The following is a 15734-nucleotide window of genomic DNA, read 5'->3' as shown; positions in this document are numbered from 1 at the left end:
GCGCGTTGGTGGCCAAGTGTTTCCGCTGGGTGACGCGGTGCGCGGGGAAGATCAACCGGCCCGGAAACGGGCCATGTTCCGGGGACGGCGACCGGTTGTCGGTGGGGCGCCCTAGACTCGGAGAGCGATGAGCAGCCTCTTTGACGACAGCTTCCTGGCGGACCTCCAGGCCCCTCGCGGGCACGAGGAGGAACCCCCGCCGCCCGAGGACGATCACGCTCCGGAGTCGATTCCGGACGATCTGTTCGGCGGGAAGTTCGACGTGCCGCCGGACCGGGACACCCACTACCGCGACGGCGCCCCGCGTCCCGCGCTGGACCCGGCGGCCCTCCTGGAGGGGCTGAACGAGAACCAGCGCGCCGCTGTCGTGCACGCCGGCTCCCCGCTGCTCATCGTCGCCGGCGCCGGCTCCGGCAAGACCCGCGTGCTCACCCACCGCATCGCCCACCTGCTGGCCGAGCGGAACGTCCACCCGGGCCAGATCCTCGCGATCACCTTCACCAACAAGGCCGCGGGCGAGATGAAGGAGCGCGTCGAGCAGCTCGTCGGCCCGCGCGCGAACGCCATGTGGGTGATGACTTTCCACAGCGCGTGCGTGCGCATCCTGCGCCGGGAGAGCAAGAAGCTCGGCTTCACCTCGTCGTTCTCGATCTACGACGCAGCCGACAGCAAGCGCCTGATGGCCCTGGTCTGCCGCGACCTGGACCTCGACCCCAAGCGCTTCCCGCCCAAGTCCTTCAGCGCCAAGATCAGCAACCTGAAGAACGAGCTGATCGACGAGGAGGACTTCGCCGCCCAGGCCGCCGACGGCTTCGAGAAGACCCTCGCGCAGGCGTACGCGCTCTACCAGTCGCGGCTGCGCGAGGCCAACGCGCTGGACTTCGACGACCTGATCATGACGACGGTCAACCTGCTGCGCGCCTTCCCGGACGTCGCCGAGCACTACCGCCGCCGCTTCCGGCACGTCCTGGTCGACGAGTACCAGGACACCAACCACGCCCAGTACGCCCTCGTCCGGGAACTCGTGGGCACGGGGGAGCACACCGCCGGCGAGGGGGACGCCCCGCCGGGCGAGTACGACGTCCCGCCGGCCGAGCTGTGCGTCGTGGGTGACGCGGACCAGTCGATCTACGCCTTCCGGGGCGCGACGATCCGCAACATCCTCCAGTTCGAGGAGGACTACCCGGACGCGACGACGATCCTGCTGGAGCAGAACTACCGCTCCACGCAGACCATCCTGTCCGCCGCCAACGCGGTCATCGAGCGCAACGAGTCCCGCCGTCCGAAGAACCTGTGGACCAACGCCGGCCAGGGCTCCCGGATCGTCGGGTACGTCGCCGACACCGAGCACGACGAGGCCCAGTTCGTCGCCGACGAGATAGACCGCCTGGTCGACGCGGGCGAGGCGCGTGCCTCGGACGTCGCCGTCTTCTACCGCACCAACGCCCAGTCCCGTGTCTTCGAAGAGGTCTTCATCCGCGTCGGCCTGCCCTACAAGGTCGTCGGCGGGGTCCGCTTCTACGAGCGCAAGGAGGTCCGGGACGTCCTCGCCTACCTGCGCGTCCTCGCCAACCCCGAGGACTCGGTGCCGCTGCGCCGCATCCTCAACGTGCCCAAGCGGGGCATCGGCGAGCGCGCGGAGGCGATGATCGACGCCCTTTCCCAGCGCGAGAAGATCAGCTTCCCGCAGGCCCTGAAGCGGGTGGACGAGGCGTACGGCATGGCCGCGCGTTCCACCAACGCGGTCAAGCGGTTCAACGCGCTGATGGAGGAGCTGCGCACGATCGTCGAGTCCGGCGCCGGCCCGGCCACCGTCCTGGAGGCGGTCCTGGAACGTACCGGATATCTGGCCGAACTCCAGTCCTCCACCGACCCGCAGGACGAGACCCGGATCGAGAACCTCCAGGAACTCGCGGCCGTGGCCCTGGAGTTCGAGCAGGAGCGCGGGGAGGGCGAGCAGGGGACGCTGGCCGACTTCCTGGAGCAGGTCGCCCTGGTCGCCGACTCCGACCAGATCCCCGACGAGGAGGACGGCGGCGGCGTCATCACGCTGATGACCCTGCACACCGCCAAGGGCCTGGAGTTCCCGGTGGTGTTCCTGACCGGCATGGAGGACGGGGTCTTCCCGCACATGCGGGCCCTCGGCCAGACCAAGGAGCTGGAGGAGGAGCGGCGCCTGGCGTACGTCGGCATCACGCGCGCGCGGGAGCGGCTGTATCTCACGCGCGCGGCGCTGCGCAGCGCCTGGGGCCAGCCGTCGTACAACCCGCCCTCCCGCTTCCTGGAGGAGATCCCGCCCGCCCATGTGGAGTGGAAGCGGACCGGGGCCACGGCGCCGGCGTCCGGGGTCGCGGCCTCGCTGTCCTCGTCCCGTTCGCGTTCCTCGGCTTCGGGGGCGTCCGGCTTCGCCACCCGGCGCACGGCGGAGAAGCCGGTGGTCGCGCTGGCCGTCGGGGACCGGGTCACGCACGACCAGTTCGGGCTCGGCACGGTCGTCGCGGTGAAGGGCACGGGCGCCAACGCGGAGGCGACGATCGACTTCGGCGACGCCAAGCCGAAGCGGCTGCTGCTGCGGTACGCGCCGGTGGAGAAGCTGTAGCCCGCGAAAAGGGCCCCGCCGGAAGCGGGGCCCTGTCGGCTAGGTGGGGTCCAGGCCGTGGCTGCGCAGCCACGACAGCGGGTCGATGGCCGATCCGCCCGCCGGCCGTACCTCGAAGTGCAGGTGCGGGCCGGTGGAGTTGCCGGAGTTGCCGGAGTAGGCGATGGGCTCGCCGGCCTTGACGGTCGTGCCGGGGGCGACGCGGTAGCCGGACAGGTGGCAGTACCAGGTCTCCGTGCCGTCCTTCGCCGTCACGATCATCATGTTGCCGTAGGCGCTGTTCAGCTTGGTGGTGACGGTGCCGTCGGTGGCGGCCAGTACCGGGGTGCCGTAGGCGACCGGGAAGTCGATGCCGGTGTGCACCGACATCCAGTTGATGCCGGCCTGGCCGTAGTAGGCGCTCAGTCCGTGCTGCGCGACCGGCAGCGCGAACTTGGGGCGCAGCCGCTCCTTGAGCGCGGCCGCTGCCGCCGCCTTCTTCTTCTCCAGTTCCTGCTGCGCCTTGAGGTCGATCCGCTCCTGGGTGCGGCTCGCCCGGTCGGCGAAGTCGTCGGCACCGGCGGAGAGGGTCTGGAGCTGGGAGTCCAGCTTGCTGTTGGCGACCGCGGGTTTGACCGGCTGCGCGTCCGCGGCGGTGGTGGAGGTGTCCTTGGAGTCGTCGCCGAGCGCTCCGACCGAGGCGGCGGCGATCCCCGCGACCCCCATCACGCAGGCCGAGGGCACGGCGACGGTCAGCAGCGCCGAGCGCTTGGCGGGCGTGCGGCGCCGGGAGCGGGCCGCACCGCGTGAGCCCGTGCGGGCCGCCGGCACCGGGGTGATCTCCTCCTGGCCGTCCAGCAGGCCGCCCATGGCGGGCAGTTCGCCGGTGGCGTCCGCTTCGCCGGAGGCGGACGGCGGCTCGGTGAGCCCGGTGTCGCCGTACGGCTCCCGCGCGAAGGCCGTGGGCGTGGCCGGTCCGCCCGGAGGGGCGCCGACCGCCTCGAACGTCGCGGTGGCCTGCTGGTCGAACGGTTCCCCGTCCTGCTCGGGTTCGGCCGGCGCCGTCTGTCCGGCGGAGTTCCACTGCGTGGCGTCGTACGCGCCCGTGTCGCAGGACTGGGTGCCCCACGTCCACTGCTGGGTGGTGTCGGCGGAGCCCGAGGGGCCGGTCTGCTGCCAGGTGCTCGTGTCCCACTGGCCGCTGACATCGTTTCCGGTGGCCTGCGCGGGGACGGTCCAGGCGGTGCTGTCGTAGACACCGGAGTCGTAGGCGCCGGCATGTCCGGCCGCGTACGCGTCGTAGGCCGGGAACTGGCCGGTGCCGGTCTGCCACTGGCCGGTGCCGTACGCGCCGGTGGTCGGCTCGCTGCCCGGGAGGCTGCCGAAGAGCGGGTCCGCGTGGAAGGCCGTGCTGCCGGAACCGTCGGTAAAACCGGTGGCGTCGTAGCCGCCGTACGTGGTGAGGTCGTCGTAGGAGGCTTCCTGTGCTCCGTACGGCGCGTAGTGCCCGGTGGAGGCGTCGGAAGCCGGGGCCGGGGTGGTCATCGTCCCCGACGGGTGACGGTCGTTCACCAACTTCTCTTTCGCCTCGACAACAGGGGCTGCCAGAGCAGTGCGGCGACTGTACCCGGCGGTACCTGGGCGCGACAATCTTCGGACGGTTTCGCGTGGGCCGTAAACGGGCATTCGGCCGTGTTTCGGGGGCTCCCAACGCGACTTTGGCCTTGCGTTCGAAGAATGTTCGATGTCGAGCGGCGATTTGTGCCGGCTGTGTACGTCCCGTGAGGCGCCTGTGCGCTCCTTGGCGCGGCCTGCCGCAGGTCGGCGTCAGGTGATCGTCAGGCCACCGTCAGGCCGCCGGTGATCCGGTCCCCGGGGTGCGGGGCGTCGAGGGCCTCGCGTATGACGGCGGCCACGGCCGGGTGCACGGGCAGGGCGAGATGGCCGATGCCGCTCACCCGGACGTTGTGCGCGTCCAGGTCGGGATGGTCCAAGCAGGCCGACTCCAGCGGGTCCATGAGGGAGTCCAGGTCGCTCCAGAAGCTCACGAACCGGGTCCGGCAGCCGGGTGCGGGCCGGGTCAGCTCCTCGATCACCGCCGAGCCCGGCCGCATCTGCCGCACGATCGGATGCGCGTCCGCCAGCGGCGCCACCCGGGTCCCGGAGTGCGGGGTGCCCAGCGTGACCAGCGTGCGCACCCGCAGGTCACCGCCCAGGCACTGGACGTAATAGCGCGCGATCAGGCCGCCGAGGCTGTGCCCCACGATGTCGACGCGCGCGCTGCCGGTGCGCGCGCAGATCTCCTCGATGTGCCGGCCGAGCAGCTCCGCGGCGGTGCGTATGTCACAGGTGAGCGGAGAGTAGTTCAGCGACTCCACGCGTTGCCGGCCGTGCTGTGCGAGGGCGCGGCGCAGCAGGACGAACACCGAGCGGTTGTCGATGAAGCCGTGCAGCAGCACGACCGGCGGGGCCGGCCGGAGCGGCAGCCGGGCGGTGCCGTCGTCGGGGGCGGGCAGGGCGGCGGGATGGCGTTCCCGGATCAGGCCGGTCGGATAGAGCAGGAGGTGGCCCGCCAGGATCGCGGCCTCCAGGGCCGTCGCCCGGAGCAGCGTCAGGGAGAGTCCGGCCAGTCTGCCCGGCCACAGGCGGCGGCAGGACGGGAAAAAGAGCGGCAGTACCCCGGTGACCTTCATTGGCCGACCTCCTGTCGGCACGCGAGGGTCGTCCTCGACCCCCGTGTGCCTCATGTCCCACCATGTGATTTCCCCCTCGCCGCGCACCGTAAAACCGCCCGGTGCGGGATGCTGGGGATAACGTTCGTTCACTTCGACGATGGCGGGACGCGCCGAAAGTGCGGTACTTGTCGGTACGGACGGAAGCGATCGCTTCCGTGGTCGCTTGATGGAGGCAGTGATGGGTGTGGCAGCCGGTCCGATCCGCGTGGTGGTCGCCAAGCCGGGGCTCGACGGTCATGATCGCGGGGCCAAGGTCATCGCGCGTGCACTGCGTGACGCCGGTATGGAGGTCATCTACACCGGACTCCACCAGACGCCGGAGCAGATCGTCGACACCGCCATCCAGGAGGACGCCGACGCGATCGGCCTGTCCATCCTCTCCGGCGCCCACAACACGCTGTTCGCCGCGGTCATCGACCTGCTCAAGGAGCGCGACGCCGCGGACATCCTCGTCTTCGGCGGCGGCATCATCCCGGAGGAGGACATCGCGCCGCTGAAGGAGAAGGGCGTCGCGGAGATCTTCACCCCCGGCGCGACGACCTCGGCCATCGTGGAGTGGGTCCGGGAGAACGTCCGTCAGCCGGCCGCGTCCGGCGGCTGAGCGCCCTCCTCCCGCGGCCCGGCGGGCGGCACGAGTTCCCGCGTCATCTCCGCCCGCAGCCGCAGCGTGGTGACCAGCCGCTGGAACGCCTCCGCCCAGTACCCGCCGGCGCCCGGCGCGGCGTCCTCCGGCTCGTCGGGCACCGCCAGCAGCGTCTCCAGCCGCGTGGCCTCGGCCGGGTCCAGGCAGCGCTCCGCCAGCCCCATCACCCCGCTGAAGCTCCACGGGTAACTGCCCGCCTCCCGGGCGATGTCGAGCGCGTCCACCACCGCCCGGCCCAGCGGTGGCGCCCACGGCACCGCGCACACCCCGAGCAGCTGGAACGCCTCCGACAGGCCGTGCGTGGCGATGAACCCGGCCACCCACGCGGCCCGTTCGCCCGGTTCCAGCGCGGCCAGCAGCTTCGCCCGCTCCGCCAGGGACACCGCCCCCGGACCGCCCGCCTCCGGTGCCGACGGTGAGCCGAGCAGCGCCCGCGACCACGCGGCGTCCCGCTGCCGGACCGCCGCCCGGCACCAGGCCGCGTGCAGTTCGCCCTGCCAGCCGTCCGTCACCGGCAGCGCCACGATCTCCTCGGGCGTCCGCCCGCCCAGCCGCCGCGGCCAGGTGCCGAGCGGAGCGGACTCCACCAACTGTCCCAGCCACCACGACCGTTCCCCCCGGCCCGCCGGAGGCGTGGCCACCACGCCGTCGCGTTCCATGTCCGCGTCGCACTCCAGCGGTGCCTCCACCACGATCGCCGGCGCGTCCCCGGTACGGTCCAGGGCCACGCACGCCGTGGCGCGTACGGCCATCCGCGCGGCGAGCGCCGAGCCCGGCAGCGCCGACAGCAGATCCGCCGCGGTGGCCCGGACATTGCGGCTGCGGTCGCCCAACGCCTGCTCCAGGAACGGCTCGTCCGCGTCCGACAGGCCCGTGCGCAGCGAGTCCAGGAACATCAGCCGGTCCTCCGCCCGCTCCGTCCCCCATGTCGACGCCAGCAGCTCCCGCCCCCGCGCGGGCGTACGGGCGCGCAGCGCGCCGAGCAGCGCCGCCCGCTCCGCGAACAGCCCCTCCTGCCACAGCCGGCGCACCCCCTCCGCGTCCTCGGTGTCCGGCAGCGCCGCCCCGCCGCCGGGGGCCGCGCGCAGGGCGAACCGCCAGTCCGGGTTCAGCCGGGCCAGCCACAGGGCGCGCGGGCCGGCGAACGCCAGCGCCGCCGGGCGCAGGTCGGTGCGGCCACGGGCCGCGTCCAGCAGGGCGGGCAGCGACTGCGGGGGCGCCGCGTACCCGTGCGCGTTGGCCGCCGCCAGCCACTGCGGAAGCAGCTCGATCAGGTCCGGGGCGCTGCCCCGCCGTCCGCCGCCCGCGCCGCCGGACCGGTCCGCCAGCAGGGTGGTGAGCCGGCGTGCCGCCGGGGCGGGCAGCGGCGGGCGCGGGTCGGCGGGCGCGCGCTCGGGCCGGCGTGCCGCCCGTCCGGGGCGCAGCCCGGCCCGTCGCCGCACGGTGGCCACGGCTGCCGCGTCGAGCAGCGCCGCCGGTGCCGTGCGGCCGGGCGGGACGTGCGCCGGGGCGCGCCGGTCGGTGCCGAGCAGCGCGGTGGTGACCAGTTCCTCCCAGGTGCCCTCCGGTATCGCCGTGTCCCCGCCGCTCGTTGCCCTGTTCATCGCGCTCCCTCCCCTTCGCCCGCCTGCCCTCGTGTCCCGGTACCGCCGGTCAGCACAGCGGCACCGCCTCGCCCGCCCCCTCCGGCCAGGCCGTGAGCGGGGTGAACCCGCGGTGGCCGCACTCCCCGAACACGGTGACGGGGGCGCCGCCGGACAGCGCGACCAGCCGCCACAGGCCGGGCCGGGAGCGGGCCGGCCCGGTCAGCGGCAGCGCCGTGTCCGTGTCCGCGTCGGCCAGCTGCCACCGGTCGCCGTCCGGGACCGGTATCACCCGGTCCAAGGTCACCGGGACCGACTCCAGCCAGGGGTCGTCGCGCAGCGCCTCGCCGTAGCGGGCCGCCGCCTCGGCGGTGGTCGTCCCCGGCGGGCGGAACGCGGCCGGCGCCGGCGCGGCGAACCGCTCGCCCAGGGCGGCCCGGGCCCGGCCCCCGCCCGGATATGTCGTCAGCTCCGCCTCCAGGGCCAGACCGACCGGCAGGGACAGCTCCGGACCCCGGCCCGCCGCGCCGTAGGACAGCAGCTGCCGGGTTTGGCCGGAGGCGGCGCCGTGCAGCCATATCCGGCGGGTCGTCAGTTTCGGGTCCACCACGTCGTACTGCGCGAGGACCAGCCAGCGGTCGCGCAGCGGCGGGCCGTCCGGCGTCGCGGGCAGGCCGATCCGGGAACGGACCGTGGCCGCGAGGGCGTCCGGCAGCCGGGTCCGGCGCAGCCAGCCCTGGTCGAGCAGGTGCAGCAGCGCGCACTCCTCCAGCAGCCGCGCCGGCCAGCCGGCGCCGGACGCCGGGACGGCCCCCAGCTCCCGGACGCGCGCGGCCAGGCCCGGCGCCTGGGCGTCGACCATGCGGGCCGCCGTCTCGTCCCACCATCCGTACCCCGCCTGCTCGGCCGCGGCCAGGCCGCCGCGCAGCAGGTCCGCCAGGCGCTGCTCCAGCTCGGTCGCGCCCGCCGTGACCCGCTCGGCCCGGCGCTCGGCCCGCCGCCGGGCCGCCTCCGGATCGGCGGGACCACCGGCCGAACCGCCCTCGGTCCCGGTCTTCTTGGCGTCCTCCCGGCCCCGCCGGCCCGCGAGCCACTGCCCGGCCCAGTCCGGCGGCCGCTCGCCGGCCGGCACCGCGTCCTCGTCGCCCGCCCACAGCAGGAGCAGGCCGAGCGCGTGCTTGCACGGGAACTTACGGCTCGGGCAACTGCACTTGAATCCCGGACCGGACGCGCCGGCCAGGTCCACCACCGTCTGGTACGGCCTGCTGCCACTGCCCTTGCACAGCCCCCACACCGTCCCCTCTCCGCTCCCGGTCCCGGACCACGGCCCGGCCACCCCGAGCTTGCTCCCCGCCCTGCGTGACGCGGCGTCAGGCGCCAGTGCCAGCACCTGCTCCGCGGTCCAGCGCACCCCCTGCTCAGTCATGCCACCGACGGTAGGCCCCGCCACTGACAATCGCCCCGGCGAGCGCGTTCGCGCAGGTCACAGCGATTGTCAGTGGCGTGGTGCACGGTGGATGCCAGAACCGAACCGGCCGAGCTGGAGGGGGCCTCAGCCATGACTGTGTCCGTGGAACCGACGACCACCACACCCCACCGCGACCAGACCGAGCAGGCGCTGCGACCGCACGCCGAACAGGCCTTCGCGGCCGAACTCGCCGCGCTCGCCGCGCAGGACGACCGCCCGCGCCCGGCCCGCTGGAAGCTGTCGCCGTGGGCGGTGGCGACCTATCTGCTCGGCGGCACCCTGCCGGACGGCACGGTGATCACACCCAAGTACGTCGGCCCGCGCCGCATCGTCGAGGTCGCCGTCACCACGCTCGCCACCGACCGCGCCCTGCTCCTGCTCGGCGTCCCCGGCACCGCCAAGACCTGGGTGTCCGAGCACCTGGCCGCCGCCGTCAGCGGGGACTCGACGCTGCTGGTGCAGGGCACCGCCGGCACCCCGGAGGAGGCCATCCGCTACGGCTGGAACTACGCGCGGCTCCTCGCCCACGGCCCGAGCCGTGACGCCCTCGTGCCCAGCCCCGTCATGCGGGCCATGGCCGAGGGCATGACGGCCCGGGTGGAGGAACTGACCCGGATCCCGGCCGACGTTCAGGACACGCTGATCACGATCCTGTCCGAGAAGACCCTGCCCATCCCCGAACTCGGCGAGGAGGTCCAGGCGGTCCGCGGCTTCAACCTCATCGCCACCGCCAACGACCGCGACCGCGGGGTCAACGACCTCTCCAGCGCCCTGCGCCGCCGCTTCAACACCGTCGTGCTGCCGCTGCCCGAGAGTGCCGACGCCGAGGTGGACATCGTCACCCGCCGGGTAGAACAGCTCGGCCGCTCACTGGACCTGCCGGCCGCGCCCGACGGCATCGAGGAGATCCGCCGGGTCGTCACCGTCTTCCGCGAGCTGCGCGACGGCGTCACGGCCGACGGCCGCACGAAACTCAAGTCCCCCAGCGGCACGCTGTCCACTGCGGAGGCCATCTCCGTCGTCACCAACGGCCTCGCCCTCGCCACCCACTTCGGCGACGGCGTGCTGCGCGCGGGCGATGTCGCCGCCGGCATCCTCGGCGCCGTCGTCCGCGACCCGGCGGCCGACCGGGTCGTCTGGCAGGAGTACCTGGAGACGGTCGTGCGCGAGCGCGAGGGCTGGACCGACTTCTACCGCGCCTGCCGGGAGGTGAGCGCGTGACCGGCGCCCGGGAGAGCACGGCCTATGACGCCGGGCCGCTGCTGCTGGGCGTACGGCACCACGGGCCCGGTTCCGCGCGCGCGGTGCGGGCCGCGCTCCAGGCCGCCCGGCCCGCCGTCGTCCTCATCGAGGGCCCGCCCGAGGCCGACCCGCTGATCCCGCTCGCCGCCGACCCCGGGCTGCGGCCCCCGGTCGCCCTGCTCGCGCACGCCGTGGACGAGCCCGGCCGCTCGGCGTTCTGGCCGTTCGCCGAGTTCAGCCCCGAGTGGGTGGCCATCCGCTGGGCCCTGGACCACGACGTCCCGGCCCGCTTCATCGACCTGCCGGCCACGCACACGCTGGCGTGGGCGGAGGAAGCGGGGGAATCCGGGGCCGATGGGGGTGTGGGGGGCGGCGGCGACCATCCGACCGATGCCGAGGACCATCCAACCGGTGCCGACGACCACGCGTCCCGTGCCGACGACCACGCGTCCCGTGCCGACGGCCAGGCAGCCCGTCCCGACGGCCACCCGTCCCGCGCCGACGGCCATCCGTCCGTTCCCGACGGTCACGCGTCTGGTCCTGAGGAGCAGGCGTCCGGTCCCGGCGGCCGTCCGTTCGGTACCGGCGACGCCGGGGAAGTCCGTGTCGATCCGCTCGCCGTGCTCGCCGAGGCGGCCGGGTACGACGATCCGGAGCGCTGGTGGGAGGACGTCGTCGAGCACCGGGGGCCGGGCGCCGACGACCCCTTCGCGCCGTTCACGGCGGTGGCGGAGGCCATGACGGCACTGCGCGAGCGGTACGGCGCCGGCGGGCACCGGGACCTCGTCCGCGAGGCGCACATGCGGGTGCGGCTGCGGGCGGCGCGCAAGGAGTTCGGGCACGCCGTGGCGGTGGTGTGCGGGGCCTGGCACGTACCCGCGCTGCGCGAGAGGACCACCGTCGCCGCCGACCGGGCCCTGCTCCGGGGCCTGCCCAAGGTCAAGACCGACATGACCTGGGTGCCGTGGACGCACCGCAGGCTCGCCCGGACCGGCGGGTACGGCGCGGGCATCGACTCGCCCGGCTGGTACGGGCACCTCTTCCGGGTTCCCGACCGGCCGGTGGAGCGGTGGCTGACCAAGGTGGCCGGACTGCTGCGCGAGGAGGACCGGATCGTGTCCTCCGCGCACGTCATCGAGGCCGTCAGGCTCGCGGAGACGCTGGCCGCGCTGCGCGGCCGCCCGCTGCCCGGCCTCGGCGAGACCACGGACGCCGTGCGCGCGGTGCTGTGCGAAGGCTCGGACGTGCCGCTGGCGCTGGTGCACGACCGGCTGGTGGTCGGGGACGTGCTGGGGGAGGTGCCCGAGTCGGCGCCCGCGGTGCCGTTGCAGCGGGACCTGGCCCGGCAGCAGCGCTCGCTGCGGCTCAAGCCCGAGGCGCTGGAGCGCGACCTGGAGCTGGACCTGCGCGGCGACACCGACGCCGGCCGCAGCAGGCTGCTGCACCGGCTGCGGCTGCTCGGCGTCGGCTGGGGCGAGCCGGCCCGGTCCCGGGGTGGTACCGGCACCTTCCGGGAGACCTGGCGGCTGCGCTGGGAACCGGAGCTGTCGGTGCGGGTCGCCGAGGCGGGCGTGTGGGGAACGACCGTACAGGCGGCGGCCCGGGCCAAGGCCGAGGCGGACGCGGCGGCGGCGCGCACCCTGGCCGACGTCACCGCGCTCGCCGAGCAGTGTCTGCTGGCGGGGCTGCCGGAGGCGCTGCCCGTGGTGATGCGGGTGCTCGCCGACCGGGCCGCCCTGGACACGGACGTCGGTCACCTGGCCCAGGCCCTGCCCGCCCTGGTCCGCTCGCTGCGCTACGGCGATGTGCGCGGTACCGACACCGGGGCGCTGGCCGAGGTCGCCGCGGGGCTCGCCGAGCGTGTCTTCGTCGGCCTGCCTCCGGCCTGCGCCGCCCTCGACGCGGACGCCGCGGAGGAGATGCGCGCCCATGTGGACGCCGTACACACGGCGGTGGGCCTGCTGACGGAGAGCCTGGCCGCGACGAGCGGGGAGGCCGGTGGCGCGTCCACCGGAGGCGGACGGTCCGGCGGCGCGGCCACCGGGGACGGGCCAGCGGACGGAAACGGTGGCGATCAAGACGCCGGTCAGGAGGAAGACGACCGGTCCCCCGGCAGGGGCGGCGCGGTTCCCGGGGGCGGGGGCGGGCCGGGGCGTGCGGTCGGTGGCGGGTTGCGGGAGCGCTGGCGGGGGGTGTTGCGGGCGTTGTCGTCGCGGGACACCGCGCCCGGTGTCATCCGGGGCCGGGCCGTACGGCTGTTGCTGGACGACGGCGCGTTGCCGCCCGAGGAGGCGGCCCGGTTGATGGGGCTCGCGTTGTCGCCGGGCACGCCGCCCGCCGCTGCCGCCGCCTGGATCGAGGGCTTCGCCGGCGGCGGGGGCGGACTGCTGCTGGTCCACGACGAGCGGCTGCTCGGCCTGCTCGACACCTGGCTGACCGGGGTGCCGGCGGACGCCTTCACCGACGTACTGCCCTTGCTGCGGCGCACCTTCGCGGCGTACGAGCCGGGAGTGCGCACAACCCTCGGCGAACTGGTCCGGCGCGGCCCCGGTGACCGTCCGGGCGGTGCCGCCCAGGCGGCGGTCCCCGGCTTCGCCGCCGAACCGGACACCGCGCGCGCCGACGCCGTGCTGCCCGTGCTGCGGCTGCTGCTCGGCCTGGTGGCGGACGACGGCCCGGACACGGCGGACCCGACGGTCACGACGGACCCGACGGAGACGACAGACCACGACAGCCTCGCGGGGGTGGGGACATGACGGACACGACGGCCGGACAGACGGCGGCACTGGTGCGGGCACCGGCATCGGCACCAGTACCAGTACCGGCGGCCGACCCGGCGCGGGAGCGGCTGCGGCGCTGGCGGCTGGTGCTCGGCGGGGACCAGGCCGACGGCACCGGATGCACGCTGTCCGGCCGGGACGCGGCGATGGACGGCGCGCTGGCCGCGCTCTACGGCAAGGGGGACAAGGCGCAGCCGGGGCGGGAGCGTTCGGCCGGGCTCGGCGCGTCGGCGCCGTCCGTGGCGCGCTGGCTCGGCGACATCCGCGACTACTTCCCGTCGTCCGTCGTCCAGGTCATGCAGCGCGACGCCATCGACCGGCTCGGCCTCGCCTCCCTGCTGCTGGAGCCGGAGATGCTCCAGGCGGTGGAGCCCGACGTGCACCTGGTCGGCACGCTGCTCTCGCTGCACAAGGCGATGCCCGAGACGACGCGGGAGACGGCCCGCGCGGTGGTGCGCAAGGTGGTCGAGGAACTGGAGAAGCGGCTCGCCACCCGCACTCGGGCCACCCTCACCGGCGCCCTGGACCGCAGCGCGCGCGTCCAGCGCCCGCGCCACCACGACATCGACTGGAACCGCACCATCGCGGCCAACCTCAAGCACTACCTGCCGGAGTACCGCACGGTCGTACCCGAGCGGCTGATCGGCTACGGGCGGGCCGCGCGGTCGGTGAGGAAGGAGGTCGTGCTCTGCGTCGACCAGTCCGGGTCGATGGCGGCGTCCGTGGTCTACGCGTCGGTGTTCGGCGCGGTCCTCGCCTCCATGCGGTCGATCAGCACCCGGCTCGTCGTCTTCGACACGGCGGTCGTCGACCTGACCGACCAGCTGGACGACCCCGTCGACGTGCTCTTCGGCACCCAGCTCGGCGGCGGCACCGACATCAACCGGGCGCTCGCCTACTGCCAGGAGCGGATCACCCGGCCGGCCGAGACCGTGGTCGTGCTGATCAGCGACCTGTACGAGGGCGGCATCCGCGACGAGATGCTCAAGCGGGTCGCCGCGATGAAGGCGTCCGGGGTGCGGTTCGTGGCGCTGCTCGCGCTGTCGGACGAGGGCGCGCCCGCGTACGACCGGGAGCACGCGGCGGCGCTCGCCGCGCTCGGCGCACCGGCCTTCGCCTGCACCCCCGACCTGTTCCCCGAGGTGATGGCGGCGGCCCTGGAGAAGCGCCCGCTGCCCATACCCGACCCGGCCTGACCCCGGACGGCCGCCCGCCCTCACCGGGCCCGTCCCCGCCCGGTGAGAGCGGGCGGACCGCGCAGACCACCCGTGGGCACGCAACCGCACCCATACGGCGGCACCCCGTGCCAGTGAACGCGGCATCATGTGACAGGTATCACCGCGCGTGTGTGACCCTCGATTTAGGGAGCCCCCTCAAGCGGCGATAACCTGCGAGACGGACATGCCGCGCGCTCGGACACCGTGTGCGCCTCCCTTGTGACAAGCGGACGTCACGTTGCCCTTCGCGGCACGCCCACGCATCCAACGAACCGCGAGATCACTGATAGGGACGGAAGCGCGTGGACCTGTTCGAGTACCAGGCGAGGGACCTCTTCGCCAAGCACGATGTACCGGTGCTGGCCGGTGAAGTCATCGACACGCCTGAGGCGGCGCGCGAGATCACCGAGCGGCTCGGCGGCAAGTCCGTCGTCAAGGCGCAGGTGAAGGTCGGTGGCCGCGGTAAGGCCGGTGGCGTGAAGCTGGCCGCCACCCCGGACGAGGCCGTTGCCCGTGCGACGGACATCCTCGGCATGGACATCAAGGGCCACACGGTCCACAAGGTCATGATCGCCGAGACCGCTCCGGAGATCCTCGAGGAGTACTACGTCTCCTTCCTCCTCGACCGCGCCAACCGCACCTTCCTCTCCATCGCGTCCGTCGAGGGCGGCATGGAGATCGAGGAGGTGGCGGCCACCCGCCCCGAGGCCGTCGCCAAGATCGCGATCGACGCCATCGACGGTGTGGACGAGGCCAAGGCCCGCGAGATCGTCGAGGCCGCCAAGTTCCCGGCCGAGGTCGCGGACAAGGTCGCGAACGTCCTGGTCAAGCTGTGGGACACCTTCATCAAGTCGGACGCCCTCCTGGTCGAGGTCAACCCGCTGGCCAAGGTCGCCTCCGGTGAGGTCATCGCCCTCGACGGCAAGGTGTCGCTGGACGACAACGCCGAGTTCCGCCACGACTGGGACGAGCTCCACGACAAGGCCGCCGCCAACCCGCTCGAGGCGGCCGCCAAGGAGAAGGGCCTCAACTACGTCAAGCTGGACGGCGAGGTCGGCATCATCGGCAACGGCGCCGGTCTCGTCATGAGCACCCTGGACGTCGTCGCGTACGCCGGTGAGAAGCACGGCGGCGTCAAGCCCGCCAACTTCCTGGACATCGGTGGCGGCGCCTCCGCCCAGGTCATGGCGAACGGCCTGGAGATCATCCTGGGCGACCCGGACGTGAAGTCCGTCTTCGTGAACGTCTTCGGTGGCATCACCGCCTGCGACGAGGTCGCCAACGGCATCGTGCAGGCCCTGAAGCTCCTGGAGGACCGCGGCGAGAAGGTCGAGAAGCCGCTCGTCGTCCGCCTCGACGGCAACAACGCCGAGCTGGGCCGGAAGATCCTCACGGACGCCAACCACCCGCTGGTGCAGCGCGTCGACACCATGGACGGCGCGGCCGACAAGGCCGCCGAGCTGGCCGCCGCCAAGTAAGTACGAGGAC

10 protein-coding genes are annotated in these 15734 nt (G+C 73.8%); 6 read left to right on the top strand and 4 right to left on the bottom strand.

What is annotated here, in order from left to right:
• Positions 1–127: 127 nt before the first annotated feature.
• Positions 128–2599, top strand: coding sequence for a DNA helicase PcrA (gene pcrA / locus Srubr_RS27535; protein WP_189994005.1), 2472 nt, complete (start codon positions 128–130; stop codon positions 2597–2599).
• Positions 2600–2638: 39 nt separating this feature from the next.
• On the opposite strand, the gene Srubr_RS27530 is transcribed toward pcrA, so the two are convergent.
• A complete protein-coding gene (locus tag Srubr_RS27530) occupies positions 2639–4150 on the bottom strand; it encodes a M23 family metallopeptidase (RefSeq protein ID WP_229926625.1) in 1512 nt (503 codons plus the stop codon).
• Between the two features lie 266 nt (positions 4151–4416).
• Positions 4417–5271 (bottom strand): esterase/lipase family protein, encoded by an 855-nt coding sequence (locus Srubr_RS27525; protein WP_189994002.1) that lies wholly within the window; start codon positions 5269–5271, stop codon positions 4417–4419.
• Between the two features lie 220 nt (positions 5272–5491).
• Between Srubr_RS27525 and Srubr_RS27520 the strand changes: the two genes are divergently transcribed.
• Complete coding sequence (locus Srubr_RS27520) at positions 5492–5914, top strand: cobalamin B12-binding domain-containing protein (RefSeq protein ID WP_189994000.1); 423 nt, start codon at positions 5492–5494, stop codon at positions 5912–5914.
• On the opposite strand, the gene Srubr_RS27515 is transcribed toward Srubr_RS27520, so the two are convergent.
• Positions 5890–7560, bottom strand: a complete 1671-nt coding sequence (locus Srubr_RS27515) for a DUF5691 domain-containing protein (protein ID WP_189993998.1) — start codon at positions 7558–7560, stop codon at positions 5890–5892. The genes Srubr_RS27520 and Srubr_RS27515 overlap by 25 nt on opposite strands.
• Positions 7561–7609: 49 nt before the next feature.
• Positions 7610–8965 carry an SWIM zinc finger family protein gene (locus tag Srubr_RS27510; RefSeq protein ID WP_189993996.1) on the bottom strand — a complete coding sequence of 452 codons (1356 nt, stop codon included), beginning with the start codon at positions 8963–8965 and terminating at the stop codon, positions 7610–7612.
• A gap of 132 nt (positions 8966–9097) precedes the next feature.
• Here Srubr_RS27510 and Srubr_RS27505 point away from each other — a divergent pair, with 132 nt between their 5' ends.
• From Srubr_RS27505 to sucC, 4 genes are all read left to right on the top strand, one after another.
• Positions 9098–10228, top strand: coding sequence for an ATP-binding protein (locus tag Srubr_RS27505; RefSeq protein ID WP_189993994.1), 1131 nt, complete (start codon positions 9098–9100; stop codon positions 10226–10228).
• On the top strand, positions 10225–13005 hold the full coding sequence (locus tag Srubr_RS27500) for a DUF5682 family protein (RefSeq protein WP_229926624.1): 2781 nt from the start codon (positions 10225–10227) through the stop codon (positions 13003–13005). Before Srubr_RS27505 ends, Srubr_RS27500 begins: the two co-directional genes overlap by 4 nt.
• On the top strand, positions 13002–14225 hold the full coding sequence (locus Srubr_RS27495) for a VWA domain-containing protein (protein ID WP_229926623.1): 1224 nt from the start codon (positions 13002–13004) through the stop codon (positions 14223–14225). Before Srubr_RS27500 ends, Srubr_RS27495 begins: the two co-directional genes overlap by 4 nt.
• Positions 14226–14548: 323 nt before the next feature.
• Positions 14549–15724, top strand: a complete 1176-nt coding sequence (sucC, locus tag Srubr_RS27490) for an ADP-forming succinate--CoA ligase subunit beta (RefSeq protein WP_030789386.1) — start codon at positions 14549–14551, stop codon at positions 15722–15724.
• Positions 15725–15734: the final 10 nt, after the last annotated feature.

The sequence above is a fragment of the Streptomyces rubradiris genome (assembly GCF_016860525.1).
Lineage (GTDB): Bacteria > Actinomycetota > Actinomycetes > Streptomycetales > Streptomycetaceae > Streptomyces > Streptomyces rubradiris.
Note: the sequence above shows the minus strand (reverse complement) of the source record. Positions and strands in the feature narration are given on the sequence as shown.